This is a genomic window from Streptomyces rectiviolaceus (assembly GCF_039533825.1).
GTDB classification, from domain to species: Bacteria; Actinomycetota; Actinomycetes; order Streptomycetales; family Streptomycetaceae; genus Streptomyces; species Streptomyces rectiviolaceus.
On the sequence record NZ_BAAAUG010000088.1, the window covers coordinates 36,382 to 48,143 of the forward strand.

An 11,762-nucleotide genomic window follows, 5' to 3' on the forward strand; every position below is an offset into this window, starting at 1 on the left:
CGCGGCGGTGCCGTCGGACGCCGCGAAACGTCTCATCGCCGATGCGGACCGGCTGATGGCCGGGCACGCCGAGTATTTCGGCGTGGACCGCGACGACCTGGCCGACCCGGACTGGTGGTACGACCCGAAGACCGGGCGCCGGGCTCCGTGGGGGTACGCCTTCGACGTGCCGTACCGGAACGAGGACGCGGTCGGGGACATCAAGCAGATCTGGGAGCTGTCCCGGCATCAGTACCTCACCGTGCTCGCCGCCGCCTACGCGATCTCCGGGAACGAGCGGTACGCCGAGCGAGTGGCCGAGCACCTGCGGCTGTGGTGGGCGGCCAACGCGCCGCTGCGCGGAGTGCACTGGGTCAGCGGCATCGAGCTGGGGATCCGGCTCCTTTCCTGGGTCTGGATCCGCCGGCTGCTCGACGGCTGGCCGGGTGCGGCCGGTCTCTTCGAGGGCAACCCGGTGGCGCGGAACCAGATCTGGCACCACCAGCGCTGGCTTGCCGCCTTCCCCAGCCGGGGGTCTTCGGCGAACAACCACGTCATCGCAGAGGCCGCCGGGCAGTTCGCCGCGGCCTGTGCGTTCGGCTGGTTCCCCTCATCGGCGCGCTGGCGGGCCGGCGCGCTGCGGTCGCTCGAGCGGCAGCTGCGGAGCAACACCTTCGACTCCGGCCTCAACCGCGAGCTGGCCACCGAGTATCACGGACTTGTCCTTGAACTCGGCCTGGCCGCGGTGGCCGAGGCGGATGCCGCCGCCGTGCCGGTCCCCGCGTCGATCCGCCTGGTGCTGCTGCGGATGACCGACGCGCTCGCGGCCGTCGTGGACGGCCGATTACGTCCGCCGCGCCAGGGGGACGCGGACGACGGGCACGGCCTGGTCGTGGACGGCGCGGGCACGGACCGCTGGGCCTCGCTGCTTGCCACCGGGGACGCCGTGTTCGGCCGGCTCGACTGGTGGCCCGCGGTGACGGGCACCGATGTGCGCACCCCGCTCCTTGCCGCGCTCATCCGGCCGTACGCGAAAGACGAAACCGCACCGGCCGTGACCCGCCCGGCCAGCAGACCGGCCCACTTCGCCGACGCGGGGATGACCATCCTGCGCGGTCCGGAAGAGATCTGGTGCCGCTGCGACGGTGGTCCGCACGGGTTCCTGTCCATCGCCGCGCACGCCCATGCGGACGCGCTGTCCGTGGAGGTCCGGCACGACGGGGTCGACGTGCTCGCCGACCCGGGGACGTTCTGCTACCACGGGCAGCCCGAGTGGCGGCAGTACTTCCGGTCGACCCTCGGTCACAACACCCTGCAGCTGGACGGCGGTGACCAGTCCGTCTCCGGCGGCCCGTTCCTGTGGACCCGGCAGGCCCGCAGCCGCGTCCTGGTCGCGGAGACGTCCGGCACCGCCGACGGGGGGACGGCCCGCTGGTCCGCCGAACACGACGGTTACCGGCGCTCCGTGCACCGCCGCCGGGTGGAGCTGACCGCCGCGGCCAAGGAGCTGCGGGTGGTGGACGAGGTGCGGGGACCGCGCCGGGCGGTGCGCCTGGCGTTCCACCTGGGCCCGGCGATCGCCGCGGACCTGGTGGGGAACTGGGCCGTGCTCACCTGGACCCGGGACGGCGAGGACCGCTCGGCGGTGCTCGACCTGCCCGGGCAGCTGAGCTGGCGGGCGCATCGCGGCGAGAGTGACCCGCCGCTGGGCTGGTACTCCGCGGGCTTCGGGCGCAAGGAGCCCGCCACCACGCTGGTCGGCACCGGAATCGCCGACGGCGCGGAGGGGTTCACCACCGTGCTCAGGTTCTGCGGCTAGGGGGACGCGTGGGAATCAAGTGGAGGCACTGGGCATTACCGGCGGCACCGCTGGCGCTGGCCCTGCTGGCGACCGGCTGTACGAGTACGCCGGGCGCCGGGGCGAAGCCGACCGGTGGGCCATCCACGTCCGGTGCGCCGTCCACGTCCGTGGCCCGGGTGTGCGCCAAGCCCGTGGCCGGTCCTGCGAAGGCGCCGAAGGGCGCGGTGCCGATCGACCCCGCGGTGACCGGTGACCTGGCAGCGAAGACCAAGAGCAGCCCGCCGAACACCACGTTCTGGCTTCGCCCTGGCAAGCACAGGCTCGATCCGGACCGCTACGCGCAGGTCATCCCCAAGAAGGGGAACCGCTACCTCGGCGCGCCCGGCGCGGTGCTCGACGGCCACAAGACCAACCAGTACGCGTTCGGCGGCTCCGCCCGAGACATCACCATCCGCCACCTGACCGTGCAGCGTTTCGTCGCGCCGCAGGACCAGGGCGTGGTCAACCACGACTCGGCCGACGGATGGGTGATCGAGCACGCGACGATCCAGCACAACTCCGGCGCCGGCCTGATGGCCGGTGCCCGCCAGAAGGTCCGCGCCAGCTGCCTGCGCGAAAACGGCCAGTACGGGATCAACGCATACAAGCCCGGTGACGCCATCCGCGGCCTGGTGATCGAGGGCAACGAGATCGTGGGCAACAACACCGACGACTGGGAGCGGCGGCGCGAGGGCTGCGGCTGCACCGGAGGCGTCAAGTTCTGGGCCGTCAACGGCGCCGACGTGCGCGGCAACTGGGTGCACGACAACCGCGGAACCGGGTTGTGGGCGGACACCAACAACAACGACTTCCGCATCGAGGACAACGTCCTCGAGGCCAACGACGGTGCCGCGCTGATCTACGAGACCAGCTACAACGCGGTCATCCGGAAGAACACGATCCGGCGGAACAACTGGGTCGAGGGCCGCAAGTACGCCAAGAAGGGCGACAACTTCCCGTTCGCGACCATCTATCTGTCCGAGTCCGGCGGCGAACCACGGGTCCGGGCCCGCACGGACAAGATCGAGTTCTACCGGAACACTCTGGAGAACAACTGGTCCGGCATCACCCTGTGGGAGAACGCCGACCGGTTCTGCAACAGCCCGGCCAACACCTCGTCCGGTGACTGCACGTTGCTGGTGAAGAACACCGACCGCTGCGCGCGGCCGAAGATCGCCACCGCACCGCTCTACGCCGACTGCCGGTGGAAGACCCAGCGGGTGGACATCCACGACAACCGCTTCGTGCTCGACAAGTCCGTCGTCAAGTGCACGGTGAAGTGCGACCGCATGGCCGTGCTCGCCAACTACGGCACCTATCCGGACTGGTCGCCGTACAAGGGCGACCGGGTGGCCGAGGCGATCACCCGCAAGCAGCACAACCGCTGGCACGACAACGTCTACCTCGGGCCCTGGAAGTTCGTCGCCCACGACCCGAGCCGGGTGCTCGACTCCGGGCAGTGGCAGGGCACGCCGTACCGGCAGGACACGGGCAGCACCTTCCGCGCACGGGACGGTGGTTGAGATGAGCCCAGACCACACGACCCACACGGACCACACCGACCACACTGCCCACACGTCGAAGATCGTCGGGATCGTCTGGGGGCTGCTTGTCCTCAACACGCTCGGCTCCGCCGGGGCGCAGACCATCATCCCGCTGCCCCGCTCCCTGATCCAGATGGTCACCATGGGCGCGCTGGTCGCCGCGTTCGCGCTTGCGCTGGCAGTCAATCTCCGGCTGCGCATCCGAGCCAGCGCCTTCGTGTTCCTGCTCACCCTGCTCCTGGTGCCGAGCGTCATCTCCAGCGCGAACCTGGAGTCCGGGTACGGCGCGCTGTTCCGCTGCACCCGCCTGGCCCTCTTCGTCGGCACGCTGTGGCTGCTCAGCCGTTGGTGGGACGGCGGCCTGACGTTCGTCCGGCACCACATCCGGATGTACTTCGCGGTGCTCGGGTCGGTGGCCGTAGGTCTGGTGATCTCGCCGGGTGCGGCCATGCCCGAGCTCTACGGCGGACGCCTCGTCGGCGCGTTGTGGCCGCTCACCCCGCCGCAGATCGGACAGTACGCCGCGGTGATCATCGGGCTCACCGTGCTGCTCGTCGTGGGCCGCAGGACCGACAGGGCCGGCGCGGCGGTGGTCATCGTGCCGTCGCTCGTCCTGCTCGCGCTGACGCATACCCGGACAGCCACGCTCGGCCTGCTCATCGGGCTTGCGCTGGCGATCAGTTCGCTCGTCCTGACCAGCGCCGCGGCCCGCCGGTTCTTCGCCTGGACGGTGCTGTGCGCCACCGTGGCCGCGGTGGGGTTCGGCTCCGCGGTGCAGGCGTGGTTCCTGCGCGGACAGAGCCAGGAGTACTTCACCAGCCTCACCGGTCGGGAGAAGGTCTGGGACGCCCTGCTCGCAGCCCCGCGGACGACCTCGGAGCAGCTGTTCGGCATGGGCCTGGGCGACAAGTCGTTCGGCGGGCTGCCGATCGACAACAGCTGGCTGGCCGTTTACCACGAGCAGGGTCTGACCGGCACCGCCATCGTGGCGGCGGTCATCATCGTCCTCGGCGGCGTCGCGTTGCTGCGGCCGCCGTCGCTGTCGAGGGCCTGCGCGATCTTCCTGATCAGCTACTGCGGGATCGCGTCGTACACCGAGGCCGGTCTTGGCGACGCCTCGCCGTATCTGCTGCATCTGGCCCTGGCCGCCTCGCTGCTCGCGGCACCTGTCGCGGCCACGCACCTGCCGACGCCCGCAGCCCCTGGACGACGTGTCCCGCGATGGGCCCGGAAATCGGAGGTGACGTGAGCATGCACGTCCTCGTAGTGCACAACCGCTACTCCTCGGGGCAGCCGAGCGGGGAGAACAACGTCGTCGATCAGGAGGTGGAGCTGCTGCGTGCGGCCGGCCACCGGGTCGGGGTGTTCGAGCGGCGCAGTGACGACATCGGCGCCCGGTCCTTGCTGAGCAAGGCCGCCGTACCACTCCTTGTGCCGTGGAATCCCGCGGTCCGCGCGGAACTCGCCGACCGGCTTCGCGCCGAGCGGCCGGATGTGGTGCACGTCCACAACGTCTTCCCGCTCCTGTCGCCCGCGGTGCTCGCCGCCTGCGCCGACGCCGACGTGCCCGCCGTCGCCACGCTGCACAACTACACCCAGGTCTGCCCGCCCGGGACGCTGCAGCGGGACGGCAAGCCGTGCACCGAGTGCGTCGGCGGGTCGCCGCTGCCCGCCGTCCGGCACGGCTGCTATCGGAGCTCTCGCCTTGCGACGGTGCCGCTCGCGGTCAGCCTTGTCGTCAACCGGCGGCGGTGGTGGTCCGGCGTGGAGCGGTTCTTCTGCATCTCCGCGGCGCAGCGCGATGTCCTGGTGCGGTCGGGCATGCCGGCCGAGCTGCTTGCGGTGAAGCACAACTTCGTGCCGGAGCCGGACGCCCGCCGATCGGGGTCCGGCGAGCATCTGCTCTATCTCGGCCGACTCGCGGAGGCCAAGGGCGTGCGGCTGCTCATGGCCGCGTGGGACGAGATCGCGGCGAGCGGTGGTGTCGGCGTGCCGCTCGTGATCGCCGGCGCCGGGCCGCTGGAGCGCGAGGTGACCGCCTGGGCGGCGGGCCGGGACGACGTGCGGTACGTCGGCCTGTACGACGCGGCGGAGAGCCGGAAGGCCGTCGCGCGGTCGGTCGCCGTGGTGGCTCCCTCGACGTGGCTGGAGGCGTTCGGCCTGGTGGTCGTGGAGGCGATGGCGGCCGGGGTCCCGGCCGTCGCCGCCGGGCACGGCGCCTTCGTCGAACTCGTCGAGGACGGGGTGACCGGTCTGCTGCACCGGCCGGGCGAGCCCGCATCGCTCGCGTCCTGCATACGTCGGGTCGCGGCCGATCCGGCCCTGGGCCGGGAGATGGGCCAGGCGGCCCGGCGCCGATACGAGCAGGGCTTCAGCCCTGCTGTCGGTCTTGAGCGCCTGGTGGAGGGGTACCGCACCGCGATCGCGGGTCGGACAGAAATAATGGGGGGCAGTAAATGACAGGTTGCCGACTCTGTGGCTCGGAGGCGATGACGAGCGTCGTCGACCTTGGGGCGACGCCACCATGTGAGAGCTTTCTCGCCGCGGACCAACTGGACAAGCCGGAGCCGGCGTACCCGCTGCACCTGCGGGTCTGCACCGACTGCTGGCTGGCGCAGATCCCGCCGCTGATCACGCCCGAGGAGACGTTCAAGGAGTACGCGTACTTCTCCTCGTACTCGACCTCCTGGGTGGAGCACGCGCGCACGTTCGTCGCCGATGCCGTGCGGCGGGTGGGTCTCGGCCCCGACGCCTTCGTGGTCGAGGTCGCCAGCAACGACGGGTACCTGCTGAAGCACGTGGTGGACCGGGGGATCCGCTGCCTCGGCGTCGAGCCGTCGGTGAACGTCGGTGCCGCGGCGCGGGAGGCGGGGGTGCCCACGCTCACGGAGTTCCTGAGCCCGGACACCGGCTCGGCCGTCCGCGCCGAACACGGCCCGGCGGACCTGGTCGTGGCCAACAACGTGTACGCGCACATCCCCGACGTGGTCGGGTTCACCCAGGGGCTGCGCGCCCTGGTCGCCGACGACGGCTGGGTCTCCATCGAGGTGCAGCACCTGCTGACCCTGATCGAGGAGAACCAGTACGACACGATCTACCACGAGCACTTCCAGTACTACACGGTCGCGTCCGCGATCCGGGCCCTCGCGAGCGGCGGACTCACGCTCGTGGACGTCGAGTTGCTGCCCACGCACGGCGGCTCCATCCGGCTGTGGGCCCGGCCGGCCGACGTGGCCGGTGAGCCGACCCGGCAAGTGGCCGACGTACTGGACCGGGAGAAGGCCGCAGGACTGCAGGACCTGTCCGGGTACGCCGAGTTCTCCGCCCGGGTGGCCAAGGTCCGCCGGGATCTCCTGCGGTTCCTCATCGAGGCGGCCGAGCGCGGCGAGACGGTCGTCGGCTACGGCGCCCCGGGCAAGGGCAACACCCTGCTCAACCACTGCGGCATCCGGCCCGACCTGCTGGCGTACACGGTCGACCGCAACCCCTACAAGCACGGCAGGTTCACCCCGGGCACCCGCATCCCGATCCTGCCGCCCGAGCAGATAGCCGCCGACCGACCCGACTACGTACTCGTCCTGCCGTGGAACCTGCGGGCCGAGCTGGTCGAGCAGCTGTCCTTCGTGCACGCCTGGGGCGGCCGCCTTGTCTTTCCCATCCCGGAACTGAGCATTGTCGAGGTCAAGCCATGAAGGTCGTACTGTTCTGCGGCGGTTATGGGCTGCGTATGCGCAGCGGCGCCTCCGACGACATGCCCAAGCCGATGGCGATGGTCGGCCCGCGGCCACTGATCTGGCACGTCATGCGCTACTACGCGTACTTCGGGCACACGGAGTTCATCCTGTGCCTCGGGTACGGGGCTCACCACATCAAGAACTTCTTCCTCAACTACGAGGAGACGACGTCCAACGACTTCGTGCTGCGGGGCGGGCAGACCGAGCTGCTCTCCACCGACATAGCCGACTGGACGATCACGTTCGCGCAGACCGGCGTCGAGTCGCCGATCGGGGAGCGGCTGCGCCGGGTGCGCCACCATCTGGACGGCGACGAGATGTTCCTCGCCAACTACGCCGACGTGCTCACCGACGCCCCGCTGCCGGAGATGATCGACTCCTTCGCCCGGCGTGACGCCGGTGCGTCGATGATGGTGGTGCCGCCGCAGTCCTCGTTCCACTGCGTGGACCTGGGCGAGGACGGCCTGGTGGGGGGCATCACCGCGGTGAGCGACATGCCGCTGTGGGAGAACGGCGGTTACTTCGTGCTCCGCCAGGAGGTCTTCGACCACATACCGGAGAACGGGGACCTGATAGCCGACGGATGCGCCCAACTGGCCAAGCGCGGCCGGGCGGTGGCCTATCAGCACCGCGGCTTCTGGAAGCCGACCGACACCGTGAAGGAACGGGCCTCGCTCGACGCCGCCTACACACGGGGCGACCGTCCGTGGGCCGTGTGGGAACGCGACGGGGCGGGGGCGAGGGCGTGATACGGCTCGGATCCGGGCGTCTGGGCCGGGTCGTCGCGGTGGGCGCACACTGCGACGACATCGCCATCGGCGCCGGCGGCACGCTCCTTGCGATGTGCCTCGCGCGGCCGGGCATCCGCGTCGACGCGCTTGTGCTCTCCGGCGGTGGCAGCGAGCGGGAGCAGGAGGAGCAGGCCGCGCTCGCCGCCTTCTGCCCGGGCGCCGACCTGCGCCTCACCGTGCTCAAACTGCCGGACGGCCGGCTGCCTGTGCACTGGGAGGAGGCCAAGGCCGCGGTCGAGGAGCTGCGCGAGCGGACCGAGCCGGATCTCGTCCTCGCCCCGCGTACCGATGACGCGCACCAGGACCACCGCGGCCTGGCGCAGCTGGTACCCACCGCGTTCCGCGACCACCTCGTGCTCGGCTACGAGATCGTCAAGTGGGACGGCGATCTCGGCCGTATGGCGGCGTACCAGCCGCTGTCGCCGGAGATCGCCGAGCAGAAGGTGCGGCTGCTGCAGGAGCACTACCCCTCGCAGCGGCACCGGCCCTGGTACGACCGGGAGGCCTTCCTCGGCCTCGCGCGGATCCGCGGCATCGAATGCCACGCGCGCTACGCCGAGGCGTTCGCCGTCAACAAACTCACGCTCGATCTGGGCACTTTCAAGCTGGGGGAATGAACCTTGCGCGTACTGCTGACCGGACATCAGGGATACCTGGGCACCGTGATGACCCCGGTACTCACGGCCGCCGGGCACGAGGTCGTCGGTCTTGACGCCGGCCTGTTCGCCGACTGTGTCCTCGGCCCGCCGCCCGCGGACCCGCCGGGGCATCGGGTGGACCTGCGCGACGTCACGGCCGAACACGTGGCCGGGGTGGACGCCGTGATCCACCTGGCCGCGCTGTCCAACGACCCGCTGGGATCCCTTGCGCCGGACCTCACCTACGACATCAACCACCACGCGTCCGTACGCCTTGCCCGCCTTGCCCGCGACGCCGGAGTGCGACGCTTCCTGTACGCGTCGACCTGCTCGGTGTACGGCGCCGCCGGCGGAAGCGACCTGGTGGGCGAGGGCGCCCCGCTGCGCCCTGTGACGCCGTACGCGGAGTCCAAGGTGCGGGTGGAGGACGACCTGCACCCGCTGGCCGACGGCGACTTCAGCCCGGTGTTCATGCGCAACGCCACCGCCTTCGGCTACTCGCCCCGGCTGCGCGCCGACATCGTCCTGAACAACCTGGTGGGCCACGCGCTCCTGTCCGGCGAGGTGTTGGTGCTCTCCGACGGCACCCCCTGGCGCCCGCTGGTGCACGCCGCCGACATCGCACGGGCCTTCGCGGCCGCGCTGTCCGCGCCGCGGGAAGCGGTGCACGACCGCGCGTTCAACATCGGCAGCGAGGTCAACAACGTCACGGTCGCCGAGATCGCTGAGCAGGTCGCCGACGCGGTGTCGGGATCGAAGGTGGTGATCACCGGGGAGACCGGTGCCGATCCGCGGTCGTACCGAGTGGACTTCTCCCGGTTCCGCGCCGCGATACCCGGCTTCGACTGCGAGTGGACGGTGAAGCAGGGCGCGCTCGAACTCGCCGACGCTTACCGCAAACACGGCCTGACCCGGGAGGACTTCGAGCGACGCTTCACCCGCCTTGCCGTGCTGCGCGCGGCGTCCGACACGGGCGCCGTCGACGACACCCTGCGGCGGCGCCGATGACAGCGACCGGCGAACAGCCGATGACCTCGACCGGCGAGCAGATGCACGCGCTGGTGGAGCGGTTGTACCCGCTGTGCCGGAGCATCACGGGCGACGGTGTGCGCGCCACCCTGGACATCGTCGGCGAGTACGTCCCGCTGCAGGTGCACGAGGTGCCGACCGGGACGCAGGTGCTCGACTGGACGGTGCCGCAGGAGTGGAACATCCGGGACGCGTACGTCGCCGACACCGCCGGAAACCGGGTCGTCGACTTCGCCGCGTCCAGCCTGCACGTGCTCGGCTACAGCGTGCCGGTGTCGGCGACCATGCCGCTCGCCGAGCTGCGCGAACACCTGCACACCCTGCCGGAGCACCCGAACTGGGTGCCGTACCGCACCAGTTACTACAAGCCGGAATGGGGGTTCTGCCTGACCCAGGAGACCTTGGACGCGATGCCGGACGGCGACTACGAGGTCCGCATCGACTCCACGCTCGCCGACGGCCACCTCACCTACGCCGAGCACGTGGTCCCCGGCCAGGTCCCGGACGAGGTGATCGTCTCCTGCCACGTCTGCCACCCGTCGCTGGCCAACGACAACCTGGCCGGCATCGCGGTGGCGACGTTCCTGGCCCGGGCGCTCGCGGAGCAGACGCCGTACTACACCTACCGGTTCATCTTCGCGCCCGGCACCGTCGGGGCGATCACCTGGCTGGCCCGCAACGCGGAGCGGGTGGAGCGGGTGAAGCACGGGCTCGTGCTTGCCTGTGCCGGCGACTCGGGCGACCTGACGTACAAGCAGAGCAGGCGCGGCGACGCGGAGATCGACCGGGTGATGCGGCACGTGCTCGCCGCATCCGAACGCCCGCACCGCGTCACCGAGTTCACTCCGTACGGCTATGACGAGCGGCAGTACTGCTCGCCCGGGTTCGATCTCGGCGTGGGCTCGCTCAGCAGGACTCCGTACGCCGGCTACCCCGAGTACCACACATCGGCGGACAACCCGGACTTCGTCTCCCCGGAGGCGATGGAGGACACGCTCGCCGTCTGCCGTGAGTCGTTCGCCGTCCTTGACCGCAACCGCCGCTACCTCAACCTCAGCCCCTACGGCGAACCACAGCTGGGCCGACGCGGGTTGTACGACTCGCTCGGCGGCCGCAGCGACGCGCAGCAGGCCCAGATGGCCATGCTCTGGGTGCTCAGCCTCTCCGACGGGGAGCACAGTCTGCTTGACGTGGCCGAGCGGTCCGGGCTGCCGTTCGACACCGTCGCCGTCGCGGCCGATGCCCTGCACGGCGCCGGGCTGATCAAGGCGTGACGCCGATGCCCACCGAGGGGGAGAATCCGCGGACGACGGCGCGACCGGCCGGATCCGCCCGGCGTGCCCTCGTCGGGCGGCTGTCCTGGGGGCTCGCCGACCAGGCGGCGTCCAGCATGACCAACTTCGCGGTGGGGATCTACGTCGCGCGCTCGCTGGGGGTGACCGCGTTCGGCGTGTTCAGCCTGGCCTGGGTGACCTACGGCGTGGTGCTCAGCGTCTCCCGCGGGCTTGCCACCGATCCGCTCGTGGTGCGCTTCAGCGGTGTGTCGGAGGCGTCCTGGCGCGGGGCGGTGGTCCGGTCATCGGGTACCGCGCTCGGCGTCGGCGCCGCCATCGGCGTGGTGTGTCTGGTGGCCGGGCTCGCTCTCGGCGGCAGCGTGGGGACCGCGTTCGCCTGCCTCGGCGTCATGCTGCCGGGGCTGCTGCTGCAGGACGCCTGGCGGTACTCGTTCTTCGCCGCGGGCACCGGGCGGAAGGCATTCGTCAACGACATCGTGTGGGGCGTCGCGCTCGTCCCGGCCATGGTGGTGGCTGCCCGCGCGGGCAGCGTGGCCGCTTTCGTGCTCGCCTGGGGCGCGTCCGCCGGGGTGGCCGCGGTGTACGGCTGCTTCCAGTCCGGTATCCGGCCCCAGCTGACCGGAGCGCGCGAGTGGCTTCGCGAGCAGCGCGATCTCAGCTACCGGTACCTGGTCGAGAACGTCGGCGTCAGCGGCGCGTCCCAGCTGCGGGCGTACGGGCTCGGCGCGATCGTCGGGATCGGCGCGGTGGGTGCGATCCGGGGCGCCGAACTCCTGCTCGGCCCGTTCCTCGCGGTGCTGATGGGTCTTTCGCTGGTCACCGTCGCGGAAGCGGCACGGGTGCTGCGGCGGGCCCCGCACCGCCTTGCCAGGTTCTGCCTCCTGCTCGGCGCCGGGCAGGCCGCCGCCGCGC

General features: G+C 71.0%; 10 protein-coding genes. All 10 read left to right on the plus strand.

The genetic code is table 11. The features are described from left to right. Positions 1-1,798: alginate lyase family protein (locus ABD378_RS24920; RefSeq protein WP_344523914.1), on the plus strand; the 1,798-nt coding region annotated here is incomplete at its 5' end. Positions 1,799-1,806: 8 nt separating this feature from the next. After that, positions 1,807-3,342, plus strand: a complete 1,536-nt coding sequence (locus ABD378_RS24925; protein WP_344523916.1) for a right-handed parallel beta-helix repeat-containing protein — start codon at positions 1,807-1,809, stop codon at positions 3,340-3,342. Position 3,343: 1 nt separating this feature from the next. Beyond that, a complete protein-coding gene (locus ABD378_RS24930; protein WP_344523918.1) occupies positions 3,344-4,612 on the plus strand; it encodes an O-antigen ligase domain-containing protein in 1,269 nt (422 codons plus the stop codon). A 2-nt stretch (positions 4,613-4,614) separates the two neighbouring features. Next, a complete protein-coding gene (locus tag ABD378_RS24935; protein WP_344523920.1) occupies positions 4,615-5,823 on the plus strand; it encodes a glycosyltransferase in 1,209 nt (402 codons plus the stop codon). Continuing rightward, positions 5,820-7,055 (plus strand): methyltransferase domain-containing protein, encoded by a 1,236-nt coding sequence (locus ABD378_RS24940; protein WP_344523922.1) that lies wholly within the window; start codon positions 5,820-5,822, stop codon positions 7,053-7,055. The genes ABD378_RS24935 and ABD378_RS24940 overlap by 4 nt, the downstream gene beginning before the upstream one ends. Then, the gene (locus tag ABD378_RS24945; RefSeq protein ID WP_344523924.1) at positions 7,052-7,846 is read left to right on the plus strand and encodes a sugar phosphate nucleotidyltransferase; all 795 of its coding nucleotides are present in this window, start codon (positions 7,052-7,054) and stop codon (positions 7,844-7,846) included. Before ABD378_RS24940 ends, ABD378_RS24945 begins: the two co-directional genes overlap by 4 nt. Then, on the plus strand, positions 7,843-8,505 hold the full coding sequence (locus ABD378_RS24950) for a PIG-L deacetylase family protein (protein WP_344523926.1): 663 nt from the start codon (positions 7,843-7,845) through the stop codon (positions 8,503-8,505). Before ABD378_RS24945 ends, ABD378_RS24950 begins: the two co-directional genes overlap by 4 nt. Positions 8,506-8,508: 3 nt before the next feature. Beyond that, positions 8,509-9,534 (plus strand): NAD-dependent epimerase/dehydratase family protein, encoded by a 1,026-nt coding sequence (locus ABD378_RS24955; RefSeq protein ID WP_344523928.1) that lies wholly within the window; start codon positions 8,509-8,511, stop codon positions 9,532-9,534. A 20-nt stretch (positions 9,535-9,554) separates the two neighbouring features. Beyond that, positions 9,555-10,829 (plus strand): DUF4910 domain-containing protein, encoded by a 1,275-nt coding sequence (locus ABD378_RS24960; RefSeq protein ID WP_344523942.1) that lies wholly within the window; start codon positions 9,555-9,557, stop codon positions 10,827-10,829. A 5-nt stretch (positions 10,830-10,834) separates the two neighbouring features. After that, on the plus strand, positions 10,835-11,762 hold a 928-nt coding region (locus tag ABD378_RS24965; protein ID WP_344523930.1), incomplete at its 3' end, for an MATE family efflux transporter.